Raw genomic sequence first — 17,106 nt, forward strand, 5'->3', positions numbered from 1 at the left:
GGCGCGCCGGCACCGGCGGCAGACCCCCGGGCCGTCCGGTCGCAAAGGGCCGGTCCCGCCCGCTCCGGGGCCGCCGCGAAGTAGGCTCGGGACCCGATGGAACCCTCGATCCCCACCGCGGCCTCGGGCCTGCGCGTGCCCCGCAACGACTCCGGCTCGGTCGAGCCCCCGCCCCTGGGCGGCTGGACGCCGCGCGCCCGCGTGTCGGTGGTCGTGCCCGCCTTCGGCGGCCAGGACAAGCTCGACCTGACCCTCGCCGCCCTGGCCGCGCAGACCTACCCGTCCGAGCTGCTCGAGGTCGTCGTGGTCGACGACGGCAGCGAGCCGCCGCTGCGGCTGCCGCAGCTCGCGCCCGAAGGCACCCGCCTGGTGCCGAACACCGAGGGCGCCTGGGGCATCGCCGCGGCCGTCGACGCCGGGATCAGCGCGTCCACCGGCGAGGTCGTGCTGCGTCTGGACTCCGACGTGATCCCCGCCGCCGGCCATGTCGAGGCGCATGCGCGCTGGCACCGCCTCGCGGACTACTTCACGGTGGTCGGGAAGCTCGCGTTCGCCGACATCGAGGCGTCGGCGCTCGACCCCGAGGGCGTGCGGTCGGCCGTCGCCCGGGGCGAGGCGCCGTCGCTGTTCGCCGGCCGCGAGGTGAGCGCCGACTGGGAGATCGCGCTCGTGCGCGAATCGGGCGGGACCGTGGAGGACCCGGTGCGGGCGTTCACGATCGCGAACGGCGCGACGATCTCGTTCACGCGGGCGATGTACGAGGCGAGCGGCGGCATGGACACCGGGATGCGCCTGGGCAGCGACACCGAGCTGGGGTACCGGCTCGCGCAGCACGGGGCGCTGTTCATCGCCGACGCCGAGGCCGAGGTGTGGCACCTGGGCTATTCGCAGATGAAGTCCCGCCGCAACGACGGCAAGCGGTACCGCCACGCGTACATGGCCAACCGGGTGCCGCCGCTGCGGCACCTGCGGACCCGGCCGGGCGCCCAGTGGGAGGTCCCCTACGCGCAGGTCGTGATCGACGCGGAGGCCGCACGGCTGGAGCCGGTCCGCGCGGCCGCGGCCGCGGTGCTCGGCGGGACGATCGCCGATGTCGAAGTGGTCCTGACCGGCCCGTGGCCGGACCTGACGGACGACCGGGTCGCGCCCCTCGAAGACCCGCTGCTGGATCTGCGGCTCATCCGCGAGACGTTCCGCGGCGACGCGCGCGTGCGCTTCGCCGAGCGCGCCCCCGAGGGCACCGGCCCGGTGCCGTTCCGGCTCTTCCTCGCGCCCGGCGCGGTGCTGCGGCCGGACGGCCTCGCGAACCTCGCCGCGCTCGCGGACGGGCGCCGCCTCGGCAGGGTCGAGACGGCCGTGCCCAGCAGGGTCGGCCCGCTCGCGGTCCGCTTGGACCGCACGGCGGCCCTGGCCCGGGCCGAGCGGCTGCGCCGCGACGGCGAATCGCTCGACGCGGCCCTGGAGGCCCTGTGGGGCACGGCCGCGGTCGAACCGGACGCCTATTTCGGCGAATCCCCGAAGCCGGCGGGCGCGGCCCCGCGCCGCTCCCTCCTCCGACGCGGCCTCGGACGCGTCAAGCGCGTCCTGAAGCGCTGAGAACGCCGGTTCGGACCATTTCACGAAGCATTGACCCGCACGTATCCACACGTCTCTTTCGGACTCCCGAATTGAGCCGAAATGCCGGTGCGCACCCCCACTGAAGAAACCGGACTTACAGGGAAGCGGGGACGACCGTCGCGGTGAATCTGCCGCTGCTTCGCAATGCCCTTTTCGCGGTCGCACCACGCCCGATCCATTGTCCAGAGCCCGGGCCGAATCCATTCCCGGCGCAGGCCCCGCAGCCCCGTGCGATCATGAGCGGCTCACACGACGGCACCGGTCACACTGATATCCTCTCCGAGGCGTTGTGCCTACCCCTCATTCAGCGCATGCCGTCGACACCACTCGCCAACCGTTCGCGATGACGCCTCGCCCCATGCAGAAGGTCTCACTCTCCTCATGACCCAATACAGCCCTCGAACCGGCGCCGTCGATTCGACGATGCAGCTGCCACGAGTCCGCGACGCCGCGGCACGCCCGGACGGCGGGGGCGCGAACGACCGGCCGCGACCGCCCCGGGCCGTGCACCGGGCCTTCCGGCCCGAACTCCAGGGGCTGCGCGCGATCGCCGTCCTCCTCGTGGCCGTCTACCACATCTGGTTCGGCCGCGTCTCCGGCGGCGTCGACGTGTTCCTCCTGTTCACCGGCTTCCTCATCACCGGTTCGCTGCTGCGGTCGATCGAGCGGAAGGGACGGATCGAGCCGATCCGCTTCCTCGCCCGCCTGGCCCAGCGCCTGCTCCCCACCATCGCCGTCGTCCTCGTGGGCGTCCTCATCGCCACGTACCTGTGGATGCCGCCCTCGCGCTGGGCGGAGATCCTCCGGGAGACCCTCGCCTCGGCCCTGTACTACGAGAACTGGCTGCTGGCCGAGAAGTCCGTCGACTACCTCACCCGCGACCAGGGAACGAGCCCGCTCCAGCACTTCTGGTCGCTGGCGATCCAGGGCCAGTTCTACCTCGTGTGGCTGGCGCTCATGGCGCTCGTGCTGCTCGTGGTGCGCCGGTTCGGCGCCGACCCGAAGTGGCTGGTGTTCACCGCCTGCTCCATGGTGTTCGCGGCCTCGCTGACCTACTCGGTCCTCCAGACCGGCATCAACCAGCCCTGGGCGTACTTCGACACCGGCGCGCGCCTGTGGGAGTTCGGCTTCGGCGGGATGCTCGCCGTGGCGCTGCCGTACCTCAACCCGCCCCGAGCGGCGCGGATCGCGCTCGGCTGGATCGGCCTGGTCGCACTGTTCGCCTGCGGCGCCCTGTTCGACGTCTCGGCCATGTTCCCCGGGTACATCGCCTTCTGGCCCCTGCTCGCCGCCACCTGCATCATGATCGCCGGTGAGACCGGCTCCCCGGTCGCGGCCGACCGCCTCCTCACGTCGAAGCCCCTGGTCCGGGTCGGCGACTGGTCCTACGCGCTGTACCTGTGGCACTGGCCCGTACTGCTCATGTACCTCCAGGTCGCCGGCCGCGACCACGCCTCCTGGCGCGGCGGCGCCTACGTCCTGATCGCCTCCCTCGCCCTGGCCGCCGCCACCACGTGGATCGTGCAGCAGCGGATCGCGAACCTCCCCAGGTTCCGGTCGAGCCCCGGCTGGTCCTTCGGCATAGCGGTGCTGTTCATAGCCCCCGTGGTCATGGGCGCCTCCTTCGCGCAGAACCGCGTCCTGGAACGGGACGCCGAACTCGCCGAGGCCGCGGAAGCGGCCGCGCAGGACACCGAGGTCTACCCCGGCGCCGCGGTCCTGGCCGACGAGGAACTGGCCGCGGCCCTCCCCGAGGCCGAATTCATCCCGCCGCTGACCGACGAGCTCGACCTGCCCGAGCTCTACGACCAGGGCTGCGACGCGGAGATGGACGGCCCCGACGCGATCGTCTGCGAATTCGGCGACCCCGAAGGCGAGCACACGGTGCTGCTGGTCGGCGCCTCGCGCATCGGCCACTGGGTCCCCGCGTTCGAGGCCGCCGCCCAAGAGCAGGGCTGGCGCCTGGTGTCGATCACCAAGGACGGCTGCCAGTTCACCACCGAAACCCCCTACGACGACGACGGCAACGTCAACGAGTCCTGCATCTCCTGGAACGAGGACGTCGCCGCCGAGATCGAGGAGATCGCTCCCGACCTCGTCGTCACCCTGTCCTCGCGGGCGTTCGCCGAGAGCGAGAGCGTCTACGACGGCTTCGCCGAACGCTGGGAGCAGCTCGACGAGCAGGGCATCCAGGTCCTCGCGCTGCGCGACATCCCGCGCCTGGAGGAGAACCTCCCCGAGTGCATGGAACTGCACGGCGAGAAAGGCTGCGTCACCGCCGTCGACTTCAGCCAGGACGAGACGCCGCCCGAGGAGCGCTACGAGGACGCGCCCGCCAACGTGACGTTCGACGACCTCACCGCCTACGTCTGCCCCGACGGCGAGTGCCCCGCGGTGATCGGCAACGTCCGCACCTACCGCGACCACTCCCACCTCACCGCCACCTACTCGGCCACGCTCGGCCCGTTCGCCGCCGCCGCTGTCCTGGACGCCACTGGATGGTGACGGGTCCAGTGCGCATTGGCACGAGCCGATAACATGGCCCCATATCGACGGTCGTCCGGCGCCCTTTCCGACGGGAAGGGCGCCGGGCGGCCGCGGGACGCCCCCGCACGAGCCGATCGGGGCACCGCGCAGCGGCCCCGCAGTCGTGCCAGCCCGGCACCCGACCTTCCGAAAGCGACCATGTGATCAGCGATCCTCCGTTCAGCCCCCGCCTGCGCGCGCTGCTACAGGACGACCCCTCATTCGTCGGCGTCATCGGCTTCGAGGACGGTGCGGCGGCGTTCGCACCGCTCCTGCCCGACGACGTGGCGGCCGTCGAACTGCAGCGCCTTCCGGAGCGGGCCTCGGCGGCGGTCACGCAGTCGCCGTTCACGCACCTCGGCGCGGCGATCATCGTGGCCCGGACGCTGACCGACCTCGCCGAGGCCGCGATCTACGGCGAGTTCCTGCCCACCGGCAGGCACCTCTACATCGAAGTCGTGCACATGGCCGAGCCGAGCCGGCCCACCTCGATCGCCCTGCCGCAGACCCGGCCGTGGCGAACCCTGACCGAGCAGCGGATCAGGCGCAGCAAGACCGGCCAGTGGTCGGTCGAGGTCGTCCTCGACCAGGCCGTCGACCTGGCGTCGCTCCTGCGCGGCAGCATCGCCCACCGCTCGCCCCGGTCCCGCCCGCGCGCCCCGCGGATCGGCCTGGCCGGCCGCGCGGCCGTGGCCTGGGGCGCAGGCACCGCCGCCTACGCGATCGCCCCGACGGCCGCCGACGGCACGGCGCCCGCCGACGCCTATCCCGAGGCCGACCTGGTCCTCCACTCGCTGCCCGCCGAAACGGTGCCCACCTGGGACGGGCACGCCCGCCTCGTCGACCGGCGCCCCGCGGCGCCCGCGCGGACCGGCGGCCTCTTCCCCGACTGGCGCGAACCCGTCCACGGCGCTCCCGGCCCCCAGCACCTGCCGCCGGTGAACGAATACCTCGTCAACCCCATCGGCTTCCGCTGGGACACACCGCCCGACGACCCGGTGATGTCCTACGACAACCGGAGCTGGCGGCTCTACCCGACCGACGCCGACGCGTTCTCCATGCCCGCCTCGGGAACGGTCACCGACCTCGAGGTCGAGCGGTGCCGCGCGTTCCGCTCCGTCGCGATCGACTGGGACTCCCACCCCGGCACCACCGCCGGAGCCGCCGCGATCGCTGGCCTGGCCGCCGCCGGCGTTCCCCTCGTCTCGCACGGCAGGTCCCCGGGCTGGGCGCGCGCGCTCGGCGACGACCTGCTCGCCCACATCGACCGCTACCGGCCCCGCGACCTCCACGACCCGCTCCTGCGGGAACTGCACAGCGTCCGGCTGCGGCGGACCGCGATGTCCCTGCACGGCTCCGCGCGGCGCCGGCGCGACGGCGGCCTCGCGGCCGACCCGGACGACACCGTCTCCGTCATCCTCTGCACCCGGCGGCCCACCTTCCTGTCCGCCGTGTTCGCCCAGATCGCCGCCCAGCGCCACGACCGCCTGGAACTGGTCCTGGTGCTGCACGGCATCGCCGCCGAGCACCCACAGGTGAAGGCCGCGGTCACCGAGGCGTCCCTGCCGATGCGCATCGTCGAGGTCCCCGCCGAGGCCGCGTTCGGCACCGCGCTGAACGCGGGGGTCCGGGCGGCGTCCGGCAAGTACGTCACGAAGTTCGACGACGACGACTGGTACGGACCCCACCACGTCCCCGACCTGCTGCTGGCCGCGCACTACTCCGGCGCCGACCTCGTCGGCACGCAGCCCGAGTTCGTGCACCTGGAGCAGCTGGACACCACGATCCACAAGCGCCCCGGCCGCAGCGAGCGGTTCTCCGTCCACGTCTCGGGGGCCACCATGCTCATCAGGCGCGAGGACCTGCTCGAACTCGGCGGCTACCGGCCGCTGCGCACCAGCGAGGACCGGGGCCTGCTCCAAGACGTCCAGCGCGGCGGCGGCGCGGTGTACTGCACGCACGGCCTCAACTTCCTGGTGTCGCGGCGCGTGCAGGGCCACACCTGGAACGCCGCCCCCACTTCGTTCCTGCGCAACAACGACCGGCAGTGGCACCGGGTCGACCTCGGCCCCGCCATCGCCGCCGACACCCTCGAAGACCACCTCCGAGCCCGGAAAGGCACGGTCGCCCAGCGATGAATCAACCGGTCAGCACCACCGGCCCCCAGCTCCGCGTCAAGCGGAACCGCTACGACGGCCTGGGGGTCCCCGAACTCGGACGCTGGAGCCCCGACCGGGTCGTGTCCGTCGTGATCCCCGCCTACGGGGCGCAGGACAAACTGGACGTGACCCTCGCGGCGCTCGCGGCGCAGACCTATCCGGCGCACCTGCTCGACGTCGTCGTGGTCGACGACGGCAGCGCGCCGCCGCTGCGGCTGCCGCAGGTGCGGCCCGAGCGCACGAGGCTCATCGCCAACTCCCCCGGGTCGTGGGGCATCGCCAGCGCGGTCGACGCCGGCGTCGAGGCGGCCGAGGGCGAGGTCGTCCTCCGGCTCGACTCCGACGTCATCGCCGAGGACCGGCACGTCGAGGCGCACGCCCGCTGGCATCAGGACGTGGACTACTGCGTGGTGATCGGCAACCTCGCGTTCGTCGAGATCGAGGGGATCGCACTCGACCCGGTGAAGGTGCGGGCCGCGGTCGAGGCGCGGGACCCCGAGTCCTTCTTCGGCCCCCAGGAGACCGGTGAGAGCTGGGAGGCGGCCCTGTTGGAGCGGTCCGACCGGCTGCTCGACGACGAGCTGCACGCGTACTCGGTGACCAACGGCGCCACCGTCTCCTTCACCAAGGCCCTGTACCGGCGCTCGGGGGGCCTGGACACGGCGCTGCGGCTCGGCAGCGACACCGAGCTGGGCTACCGGCAGGCGCAGGCCGGGGCGGTGTTCGTCCCCGACGCCGCCGCACGCGCCTGGCACCTGGGGCGCTCGCAGCTCCAGTCCCGGAACGAGGAGGGCAAGCGGTACCGGCAGCCGTTCGTGGCCAACCGGGTCCCGACCCTGCGCTATCTGCGGGCGCACCCGGGGATCGCGTGGGGCGTCCCGTACGTGGAGGTGGTGGTCGAGGCGGGCGGCGCCGCGTTCGAGGCGGTGACCGCTTCGGTGGCCTCGGCGCTGTCGGGGACCCTGTCGGACGTGCGGGTCTCGCTGGTCGGCCCGTGGTCGTCGCTGAAGGACGACCGGGTCCGTCCGCTCGACGACCCGCAGCTGGACCTGCGGCTCATCCGCGAGGTGTTCGCGGGGGACTCGCGCGTCTCGTACGTGGAGGAGGCGGCGGTGACCGCCGCCCCCGCGCCGTTCCGGCTCACGCTCGGCGCTGGAACGGTCCTGCGGCCCGACGGGCTGCGCGACCTCGTCGCGGTGGCCGACAAGGAGCGGGTCGGCCGGGTCAAGTGCCTGGTCGGCACGTTCGGGGACGAGCCCGCGGCCGTGCTCGACCGAACCGCCGCGCTGGCGCGGGCGTTGGACACGCAGGGGCCCGGCGAGGACCTCGACACCGCTATCGACGAATCCTGGGGCCTGTGGTGGGCCGACGGCGAGGGCTGGTTCGGCGATTGGGCCGAGGAGGACGCGTCCCGTCCGCCGTCGCACCTGCTGCAGCGGACGGCTTCGCTGGAGGCCTCGATCCGGCGGCTCGAAGCGCGCGAGGAGGAGCTCCGCCAGCGGATCACCCGCTGGAACAGGGCCGGGAACGCCGCGCGCGACGAGGCCAAGGAGTGGGAGCAGGCCGCCCGCCACTGGCGGCAGGCGTCGGACGCCTGGCAGGGTTCGGGCAAGGCGCCTGCGCGCCGTTCGTTCACGCAGCGGGTGAAGGGCCGGCTCCGCCGGGGCCTGGGGAGGTGAGGCCCGGTGGCCGACGGCGGTCCGCCGTCGGCCGGTTCGGGCCTACCAGTCCTCGGGGTAGGCGATGTTCTGCGTCAGGTCGGTGCACGCGGTGCGGATGTCCTCGAAGTGGTACCGCCACTGGCAGGTGACCTGGATGACCCGGTTCCCAGAGAACACGTAGTAGTTGTTCTGCTTGACCAGCGGGCGTTCGGCGTCGCCGTCGTCGATCGGGAACTCGGTGTACCGCTGGACGCCCTCCTCGCGGTGCATCAGCGCCGGGTAGTGGGTGTTCTGGTCGGCGGCGAAACCGCGGCCCTCGTCGTAGGCGAGCACCAGGTCGAGCTGGGCGTCGTATGCGGCGGTGTCCACTCCCGGTTCGAGCAGGTAGCTGGTCACGATGAGGCGGTCGTCGGTGAACTGGTCGCCCTCGATGCCGAACGCCTGGGTCACGGCGTTCTCGGCCATGAGGTCGGTCCGCTCTTCGCCTTCGGCGAGCACGAAGCCCGCGGGGGGAGCGATCTCGACGGGGGCCAGGCTGTCGAACACGGCGGCCTCCCCTTCGGAAGCGGTCGGTTCCGGGTCCCCGCCGTCGCCTTCGCCGGTGCATCCGGCCAGCAGCAGGGCGGCGGCGCCGATGATTGGCACGACTGTCCTCATAGTGTTCCTTTCACAAGCCATGGAGGCGGTTGGGCGCCGCTGAACGGATGCGGTCGCGGCCGTTCCGGGGTCGTCACAGCCCTGGGAGGGCGTCTTCGAGGAGGCCTCCCAGCGAGACCGCGTAGTGGGTGGTCATATGGTGGGCGTCCCTGTAGACCAGGATATCGCCGACGATCACGGGGCAGGTGCCCTGCGTGCAGAACCAGCCGAGCGGGTCGATGACGACCGCTCCGGCCTCCTCCTGGAGTTCCATCGACGAGGCCCTGCGGTCGGGCAGTTTGATCCCGTCGGCCTCGGCGAGGTCGCACTCGTGCGGGGTGTCCAGGTTGAGCGAGATGCACTCGGGCACGGGCTGTTCGGACCAGGGCGTGTCGGCGATGGCGACGGCCTGGGAGCCCGAGCCGTTGACGCGGTCGAGGGTCTCCTGCCAGCCGTCGAGCCACGCCTGGGTCTTGTCGTCGACGCCGACCAGCATGGAGGTCTCGGCGGAGCCGAGGACGACCAGGTCCGGCGTCTCGGCGTCGATCTCGTCGAGCACGTTGCCCCGCCATTCGTCGCACTCGGCGTAGTACTCGCCGGTCTCCTGGTCCTCGACCGAGACGGACACGGGGGTGCAGGCGCTCTTGGTCCGCGAGACCAGGCGCCAGCCGTTGTCCTCCATGATGGAGTCCAGTGCCGGGAACCATTGGGCGGCATGGGAATCGCCGAACAGGTACGCCGTCTTGTCCCCGTCGGGGTCGCCGTAGACGCAGTCGTCGGGCAGTGCGGTCTCGACCTTCCGGAGGTGGCATTCGTTGTCGTAGATGGCCGGCTGGTCGTTGGCGACGTCGATGAGCGAGGGGGTGAGGCCCTCGGGCACCTCGGTCGTCTCCAGGGCCTCGGCCAGCTGCGCCTCGAGGGAGGCGAGGTTCTCCGACTGCACGACCTGGTCGGTGCCTTCGAGTTCGTCCAGGGGCGGCTTCACGAAGGTGACGGTGAGGGTGACGATCAGGGCGATGCCGGCCACCGAGGAGACCACGCCTACGGCCAGGCCCCACAGGTTGGGCGACTTGAAGGGCTTCGCGCGGCGGACCGGCTCTTCGATGTACCGGTAGGAGAACTGGGCGACCGCGATCGTGCCCAGGAGCAGCACGACGTTGAGCAGGATCGACGGTTCGGCGTCGATGGCGAGGGGGATGAGGATGAGGATCGGCCAGTGCCACAGGTAGAGGCTGTAGGAGATCTTCCCCACGAACTGGAACGGGCCCGTCGCCAGCAGGGACGACACGGGGCTGCCGCCCGCGGCCGTGCCCGCGGTGATGACGAGCATCGTGCCGAGGACCGGCAGCAGCGCGGTGTAGCCGGGGAAGGGCGTCGTGTCGGAGTAGACGACGCCGGCGGCGACGATCGCGGCGAGGCCGCCGATGCCCAGGGCCCAGGCGAGGAACTTCGGGGTCTTCTTCAGGCCCGGGAGCGTCAGGGCCAGCAGGGCGCCGGCCGCGAGTTCCCAGGCGCGCGTGTGGGCCGCGTAGTACGCGGTCGGCTGCGACTGCTCGGTGATGAGCGCCGACAGGACGAGGCTGAGGGCGAAGACGCCCGCAGCGACGGCGATCCCGGTGCTCACGAGTCGGCGCGGGTTGCGCTTGACGAGCAGGAGCAGGCCCAGCAGCAGGAGCGGCCAGACCAGGTAGAACTGCTCCTCGACCGCCAGCGACCAGTACTGCTGGAACGGCGAGGGCATCTGGTCGGCGTTGAGGTATTCGGTCTCCTGCGCGATGAACCGGTAGTTCACGACGTAGATGATGACGGTGAAGGCGTCCTGCATGACCGCTTCGAGGCGGGTGACGGGGAACCACAGCCACGCGCCGATCACCGTGGCGATGGTGACGACGCTGGCGGCGGGCAGGATGCGGCGGGCGCGGCGGGCGTAGAACCCGGCGATGGAGATCTTCCCGGTGTCGAAGACCTCCTTGACGAGCAGGGAGGTGATGAGGAAGCCCGAGAGCACGAAGAACACGTCGACGCCGACGTAGCCGCCCGCGGCGAAGGCGAACCCGGCGTGGGACAGCAGCACGAGGGTGACCGCGACGGCCCGGAGCCCTTGGATGTCGGGCCGGAACCCCAGTCCCTCCCAGCGGCCCGGGGCTGCGGGTGCGGCGGCGCGGGGCGCGGGCCTGGGCGGCGCCTCCGGCGGCGCGGTCGGCGGCGGTGCGGGTGCGCGGAACGGCGGCCGGACCGGGTAGGGGCTCGGGGCCGTGCGGGGCATTCCCGGCGCCGGCGCCACGGGCGGGGCGGCCGGGCCCGGCGTGGTCATCGGCAGGTGGAGCGTCTCCTCGTTGACCGCCCCCGCGGCGGCTCGGTTCGGTGGCCTGGGGGGCTGGGGCGAGGTCATGGTGCAACAGTCTCCGTCTAAGGGTGCCGGGGGCCGGGACGCCTCATATTAGGCGTCCCTGTTCCACCGAAGGGTCCGGTGGCGGGCGGCCCGTCCTGCCGGGCACAGTCGGTCGGAGCCGTGTCGCGGCTCGCCATTGTCATCGTACCGAGAGACGGCGAGACGCGCCCGCCTCGCACAGGCGTACTCGGTCCTCGCAGTCCTGTGCCGCGCGACGGAGAGTCGCCGTCGCATCGCACAGAAGCACTTGCGGCCCTTGCGTTCCCGCCCTGAGAGGCGACGAGGGGCGCTGGGCCCGTCTGCCGGGCGAGGTCGCCGCCCGCCTCGCGCCGGAGCCGCTCCGGCCCTCACGCCAGGTCGGGCAGGGCCTGGGCGAGGACCGTGGACAGCGACACCGCGTACGGGGTGCTGATGTGGTGCTTGTCGCGGTAGACGGCGAGGCCGTCCACGATGAGCGGGCAGCCTTCCGAGAGGCAGAACCACGGCTCGGTGTCCACGACCACCGCGTCGGACGCCTCCTGCGCCTCCAGCGCCGACTCGCGCAGCTCCAGGTGGGACAGGGCGTACGGGTCGCCCTCGACGCACTCGTCGGCCGCGTCCATGTGCAGCGACAGGCAGTCGGGGGCCGCTTCGCCGGTCGCCCAGGGCGTGTCGGTGAGAACTGCCACATTCGCGGCGGATTCGCCGGCGCGGTCGAGGGACTCGGTCCAGCCGTCGGCCCATGCCGCGGCCGGGTCGTCCTCGCCGAGGGGGGTGGCGTTGTTGGTGCTGCCGAAGATCACCAGGGCCGGCTCGACCTCGTCGATCTCGTCGAACACGTTCTGCTTCCAGTCCCAGCACTCGGTGTACTCGCCCTCGCTCTGGGTGCTGCCGACGTGGACCATGACCGAGGTGCACGAGCTCTTGGTGCGGCTGATGAGGTTCCAGCCCTCCTGCTCGGCGATGGTCTCCAGGGCCGGGAACCACTGGGCGGCGTGCGAGTCGCCGAAGAGCACCACCGTGGTGTCGGATTCGGTGTCGCCGTACGCGCAGTCGTCGGGCTGGTCGGTCTGGTCGAAGTCGAGGTGGCAGCCGTCGGCGTAGGTCTCGGGCCGGTCGGCGTTCATGCCCGCCAGGGGCGGGGCGAGGTCGGCCGGGACGGTCGTGACGTCCAGGCCCTCCTGGAGCCGCGCCTCGAGCGCGGTCTGGTCCTCGGCCTGCTCGACCGCCTGGAGGTCGACCGTCTCGTCGGCGTTCTCGGTCTTGGGGAACACCTGCGTGAGCGCCAGGACCGTCGCGACGCCCAGGACCGAGCAGGCGAAGCCCAGGAGCAGGCCCGCGCCGTTGCTCCGCTTGACCGGCTTCCAGTTGCGCATCGGCTCTTCGATGTACTGGTAGCTGAGCTGCGCGATGGCGACGGTGGCGGTCAACAGGATCAGGTTGAGCATGAGCGTCGGCTCGACGTCGAGGGCCAGCGGGGCGAGGATGAGGATCGGCCAGTGCCACAGGTAGAGGCTGTAGGAGATCTTCCCCACGAACTGGAACGGGCCCGTCCCCAGCAGGGACGACACGGGGTTTCGGCTCGCGGACGAGCCGGCGATGATGACCGCGACCGTGCCGAGGACCGGGGCCAGCGCCGCGTAGCCGGGGAACGGCGTCGCCTCGGTGTAGAGGAAGCCCGACGCGATGATCGCGGCGAGGCCGCCGATGCCCAGGAGCCAGGCGAGGGCCGCCGGGGTCTTCTTCAGCTGCGGGAGGGTCAGGGCCAGGAACGCCCCGGCCGCGAGTTCCCAGGCGCGCGTGTGGGCCGCGTAGTACGCGGTCGGCTGGGACTGCTCGGTGATGATCACCGACAGGGCCAGCGTCGCGGCGAAGATGATGACCGAGAAGACGATGCCGGCCTTGACGAGGCGGCCCGGCTTGCGCCCGACCAGGAGCAGCAGCACGAGCAGCAGCACCGGCCACACGACGTAGAACTGCTCCTCGACCGCCAGGGACCAGAACTGCTGGAACGGCGAGGGCATCTGGTCGGCGTTGAGGTATTCGGTCTGCTCGGCGACGAACCGGTAGTTGACGATGTACACGATGACCGCGAGCGCGTCCTGCATGACCGCTTCGAGCCTCGTGACCGGGAAGAACAGCCACGCCCCGAGCGCGGTCGCGATCGTGACGGCCATGGCGGCGGGCAGGATGCGGCGGGCGCGGCGGGCGTAGAACCCGGCGATGGAGATCTTGCGGGACTCGAAGACCTCCTTGACGAGCAGGGAGGTGATGAGGAAGCCGGAGAGCACGAAGAACACGTCGACGCCGACGTAGCCGCCCGCGGAGTAGAAGAATCCGGCGTGCGAGAGCAGGACCAGGCCGACCGCGATCGCCCGCAGTCCCTGGATGTCGGGGCGGAAGCCCATCCCGTCCCAGCGCTCCCGCTCAGCGGGTTCCGCCTCGGCGGCGACTCGCGGAAGCAGGAGCGTGTCGCTGTCGAGTCGGCTCATCGGGCGGCGATCTCCATCGTGGCGTCGGGTCCGGGCATCGGGACATTCTCCCTCCTCCAGGCTAATCCCCGGTGAACGGCACCCGGCTCCCGGATGACAACACGGCCCCGACCATCCGGTCGGGGCCGTGCACTGTCCTTGGAATCCCTAGAGCGCCTTGAGCACCCTCGGTTCGAGCTTGTAGAAGACCCAGCGTCCGAAGAACATCAGGAACGCCGACAGTCCGACGGCGAAGCCGAGCTGCATCGTGTTCGGCGCCAGCTCGGGGATGAACGCCGCGCGGTGCATCGAGAAGATGCCGATGAGCGGGTTCGCCGAGTAGATGTCGAACAGCACCGGGTGCGCCTGGAGGAAGTCCGCCTCCGAGACCTTCGTCACCGGGTAGATGATCGCCGAGGAGTAGAAGAGCACGCGCATGACCAGCGGCAGGAACCGCGAGACGTCCTTGTACAGCACGTTCATGGCCGCGAGGATGAACGTCATTCCCGCCAGGAGCATCGTCTGGACCAGGATCGCGGGGATGAGCCACAGCAGGTTGAGCCCGAAGGTGCCGCCCTGCCAGATCGCGACGATCACGAGGATCGGGAAGCCGACCGCGTACTCGGCGAAGCGAGCGAAGACCTTCGAGACCGGGAAGACCTCTCTGGGGACCTTCATGACCGTGATCAGGCTCGACTGTCCGCCGAGGGACTTCGCGCCTTCGTTGACCGCGGAGCTGAACCACTGATAGGCGAAGATGCCCGACACGATGAAGAGCAGGTAGCCCACGCCTTCGGGCATGGCCGAGCCGCCGCCGAAGACCAGGGCGAAGACGAACCAGTAGATGATGGTCAGGCCCAGCGGCTCGATGAGCGACCAGACGTAGCCCATCACCGTGGCCTGGTATTTGACGGCGAGGTCGCGGCGGACCAGGACCGACATCGCGTACCGGTGGCGCAGCAGCGCGGTGAAGCCGGTGGTCAGCGGGAACTTCCGCTTGAGCGGCTTGACCTCCGCAGCTCGGTTCTCGGTGCCCGGGCCCTCGTCGCTGCGGGCCGAGTCGAGGAACGCGGGGAGCTCGGCGGTGTCGTCGAGGTTCCGCCGGATCGGCGAGGCCCCGGCCATCGGCATGTCGCGGCCCGGTTCGACCCGGGTCGCGTACGGCGCCTGCGGGACCTGCCCGTGCGGGTTCGGCGCGCCGACCGGGACGGGCTGGCCCTGCGGCTGCTGGGGCGAGCCGGGCGGCGGAGGCGGCGACGGCTGGTGGCCGTACTGGCCGGGCCGCCCGTAGGCGTTCGGCGGGCCGGCCGGGTGCGGCGGCGGACCGGCGGGAGGCGGGCTCCCCGGCCCGTGCGGAGGCGGCGGCGAACCGTAGGGCGGCTGGTTCCCGTACGGCTGCCCCTGCGGCGGGCTGCCGTACTGCTGATTGGGGTTCGCGGGGTGCTGCTGCCCGGGATTCGGCTGCGCGGGGTTCTGCTGCGCAGGACCGCCGTAAGCGCCCGGGTGCTGCGGCGCCGGCGCGTTGTACTGGGCCGGGCCGCGGCCCTGCGGGCCCGCGGGCGGCGGCGTGGGGTACCCGCCCTGGTTCGGGTGGGACTGGTGGCCGGGCGGCGTCATGCCGGGCGCGGCCGACGGCGGCGGGCTCGCGAAAGCCGCCGAACCTGAACTCATGGCCCCCGGCGGGTATCCCGCGGGAGTGGCCGAAGGCCCGTTGCCGAAACCGCCCTGGGGAGCGGCCGCATCGGGGTTGTCCGAGCTCCCGTCGTCGTTCCCGGGTGGGCCGGAGACGCCGTCGGGGTGCGGGCTAATCGAGCTCATGCATCATCTCCGTCAGGTGTCGCTCCAGCGCCACCGAGTCCAGTTCACGATGTTCGAGAATCGTATAACGGCCTGGCCGGGTCCTCGGAGCGTAGGCCACCGCTGTGGCAAGCTCCGCTGTGGTCAACCCCAGTTCGGCCGCGGTGCGCGGCAGCCCGTGCCGCCCCATCGCGGCCGAAAGCTCGCTGAACAGGGCCTCGTCGCCCCGCAGCCACGTGCACACGAGCGCCCCGACCGCGCCCTGCTCCCCGTGGGAGGCCAGGCCCGGATGGAGCACGTCGAGCGCGTGCGAGATCTCATGGCACCCGCCCGAACACGGCCGCGAGGAGCCCGCCATGCCCATCGCGAGGCCCCCTTGCACGAGGGCGTACGCGAGGGAGGTCAGGAACCCGTCGTCGGACACGGTTCCCGGGTGGCGCAGCACGGCCTCGGCGCCGGAGCGGGCGATCGCGACGGCGAGCCCGTCGATGGCCTCGCCGTTGACGTCGTGCGACAGCTGCCAGTCGGCCACCGCCGACAGGTTCGTCAGCGCGTCCCCGATCCCCGAGCGCAGCTGCCCCACGGGCGCGCGGCGGATGAAGTCGAGGTCGGCGAGGACCGCGAGCGGCGGATGGACCCCGTACGAGACCGAGACGCCGTCGCGTTCGAGCGAGGCCGTCGGCGACGCGAGGCCGTCGTGGGCGAGGCTCGTGGCGACCGAGACCATCGGCAGGCCCAGCTCGGTCGCGGCGAACTTCGCGGTGTCGAGCAGCTTGCCCCCGCCGATCCCGACGAGCGCGTCCACCCGGTGGTCGTCGCGCAGGCGCCCGGCCAGGTCTCGGGCGCTGGCGAGGGAGCCGGGCTTGACGGTGTGCACCGTCGCGTCCGGCAGGTGGTCGAGTTCGGTCGCGATGGTCTCGCCGAGCCCCGGCCCGAGGGCGACGGCGACGCGGCCGCCGGCGGAGATCCGGGCGTCCACGAGCAGCTCGGGCAGGCGCGCGAGCGCCCCGGCCGAGACCTCGACCGTGATGGGGGCGAGGACCGTGCGAGCGAATGTCGGCACTACAGGCCCTTCACGGCGGCTGCTCCGGGCTCCGCGGACGGCTCCCGGAGGATCGCCCTCGCCACCGCCCAGTCGGCGTGGTCGTCGACCTCGGTCCAGGCGACGGGCCCGGTGGAGACGGTCCCGATCTGGCCGGCCTCGGCCAGGAGCTGGTAGGCGTCCTCGTAGTAGAGCGTGTGATCGCGGGTGAAGGTCGCTTCGAGGGCCTTGGTGAGGTCGTCGGCCAGGCCCGCGGGGATGAGGCTGACGCCGATGTACTCGCCCGCGGCGGACTCGGTCGGCTGCCGCTTGTGGATGAGCTCGACGCCGCCGGCCCCGACGCGGACCTTCATGGCCTCGTCGGTGAGCTGCTTGTGGTCGTCCAGCGCGAGGAGCAGCCGCGGGTCGATCGCGGCGGCGGCGAGGAGGTTCCGCTCGATGCTCGAGGGGTGGACGGTGTCGCCGTTGACCAGGATCGCGCCCCCGGTGTACCGCTCGCGGGCGGTCCACAGCGAATAGGCGTTGTTCCAGTGCGGCTTGTCGTTGTCGACGATGGCGACGGTGACGCCGTAGCGCTCCTCCAGCACGGGGGCGTGCTCGCGGATCCTCTCGGCGGCGTGGCCGACGGTGACGGCCAGGTCGGTGATCCCGACCTCGGCCAAACCCTGGACGATCGTGTCCAGGATCGTCTCGGTCGCGGTGACCGGCAGGAGCGTCTTGGGCAGGTCGTCGGTGTCGGGGCGCAGGCGCTGCCCCTGTCCGGCGGCGAGGATGACGCCTCTCACGAATGTCTGCCTTTCGCTCGACCAAGCATTGAGCCGCACGC

The 17,106-nt window shown here is 71.9% G+C and carries 10 protein-coding genes; 4 read left to right on the top strand and 6 right to left on the bottom strand.

The genetic code is table 11. The features are described from left to right. Positions 1-96: 96 nt before the first annotated feature. From BLQ63_RS24645 to BLQ63_RS24660, 4 genes are all read left to right on the top strand, one after another. Entirely contained in the window at positions 97-1,596 is a 1,500-nt protein-coding gene (locus BLQ63_RS24645) for a glycosyltransferase family 2 protein (protein ID WP_091040191.1), read from the top strand. 444 nt (positions 1,597-2,040) lie between these two features. Next, positions 2,041-4,122 carry an acyltransferase family protein gene (locus tag BLQ63_RS24650; protein WP_091040192.1) on the top strand — a complete coding sequence of 694 codons (2,082 nt, stop codon included), beginning with the start codon at positions 2,041-2,043 and terminating at the stop codon, positions 4,120-4,122. A 182-nt stretch (positions 4,123-4,304) separates the two neighbouring features. Next, positions 4,305-6,281: a glycosyltransferase family 2 protein gene (locus BLQ63_RS24655; protein WP_091040193.1), complete on the top strand. Its 1,977-nt coding sequence runs from the start codon at positions 4,305-4,307 to the stop codon at positions 6,279-6,281. Then, the gene (locus BLQ63_RS24660; RefSeq protein WP_091040194.1) at positions 6,278-7,981 is read left to right on the top strand and encodes a glycosyltransferase; all 1,704 of its coding nucleotides are present in this window, start codon (positions 6,278-6,280) and stop codon (positions 7,979-7,981) included. Before BLQ63_RS24655 ends, BLQ63_RS24660 begins: the two co-directional genes overlap by 4 nt. A gap of 42 nt (positions 7,982-8,023) precedes the next feature. Here BLQ63_RS24660 and BLQ63_RS24665 read toward each other — a convergent pair whose 3' ends face one another. From BLQ63_RS24665 to BLQ63_RS24690, 6 genes are all read right to left on the bottom strand, one after another. Next, the gene (locus BLQ63_RS24665; protein ID WP_091040195.1) at positions 8,024-8,608 is read right to left on the bottom strand and encodes a hypothetical protein; all 585 of its coding nucleotides are present in this window, start codon (positions 8,606-8,608) and stop codon (positions 8,024-8,026) included. An 85-nt stretch (positions 8,609-8,693) separates the two neighbouring features. Then, positions 8,694-10,991 (bottom strand): acyltransferase family protein, encoded by a 2,298-nt coding sequence (locus BLQ63_RS24670; protein WP_091040196.1) that lies wholly within the window; start codon positions 10,989-10,991, stop codon positions 8,694-8,696. Positions 10,992-11,338: 347 nt separating this feature from the next. Beyond that, positions 11,339-13,462, bottom strand: coding sequence for an acyltransferase family protein (locus BLQ63_RS24675; protein WP_091040197.1), 2,124 nt, complete (start codon positions 13,460-13,462; stop codon positions 11,339-11,341). A gap of 147 nt (positions 13,463-13,609) precedes the next feature. Further along, positions 13,610-15,259: an ABC transporter permease gene (locus tag BLQ63_RS29450; RefSeq protein ID WP_245681081.1), complete on the bottom strand. Its 1,650-nt coding sequence runs from the start codon at positions 15,257-15,259 to the stop codon at positions 13,610-13,612. After that, positions 15,246-16,301, bottom strand: a complete 1,056-nt coding sequence (locus BLQ63_RS24685) for an iron-containing alcohol dehydrogenase family protein (RefSeq protein ID WP_091040198.1) — start codon at positions 16,299-16,301, stop codon at positions 15,246-15,248. Before BLQ63_RS24685 ends, BLQ63_RS29450 begins: the two co-directional genes overlap by 14 nt. Further along, positions 16,301-17,065 carry a phosphocholine cytidylyltransferase family protein gene (locus BLQ63_RS24690; protein WP_091040199.1) on the bottom strand — a complete coding sequence of 255 codons (765 nt, stop codon included), beginning with the start codon at positions 17,063-17,065 and terminating at the stop codon, positions 16,301-16,303. Before BLQ63_RS24690 ends, BLQ63_RS24685 begins: the two co-directional genes overlap by 1 nt. Between the last annotated feature and the right edge of the window lie 41 nt (positions 17,066-17,106).

This window comes from Glycomyces harbinensis (genome assembly GCF_900101745.1).
Taxonomy (GTDB): Bacteria; Actinomycetota; Actinomycetes; order Mycobacteriales; family Micromonosporaceae; genus Glycomyces; species Glycomyces harbinensis.

What these genes read in the sequence shown, in the direction of transcription:
- BLQ63_RS24660 (WP_091040194.1), top strand. Translation starts at nt 6,278, where the DNA reads ATGAATCAACCGGTCAGCACCACCGGCCCCCAGCTCCGCGTCAAGCGG.
- BLQ63_RS24650 (WP_091040192.1), top strand. Translation starts at nt 2,041, where the DNA reads ATGCAGCTGCCACGAGTCCGCGACGCCGCGGCACGCCCGGACGGCGGG.
- BLQ63_RS24670 (WP_091040196.1), bottom strand. Translation starts at nt 10,991, where the DNA reads ATGACCTCGCCCCAGCCCCCCAGGCCACCGAACCGAGCCGCCGCGGGG.
- BLQ63_RS29450 (WP_245681081.1), bottom strand. Translation starts at nt 15,259, where the DNA reads ATGAGCTCGATTAGCCCGCACCCCGACGGCGTCTCCGGCCCACCCGGG.
- BLQ63_RS24675 (WP_091040197.1), bottom strand. Translation starts at nt 13,462, where the DNA reads ATGAGCCGACTCGACAGCGACACGCTCCTGCTTCCGCGAGTCGCCGCC.
- BLQ63_RS24645 (WP_091040191.1), top strand. Translation starts at nt 97, where the DNA reads ATGGAACCCTCGATCCCCACCGCGGCCTCGGGCCTGCGCGTGCCCCGC.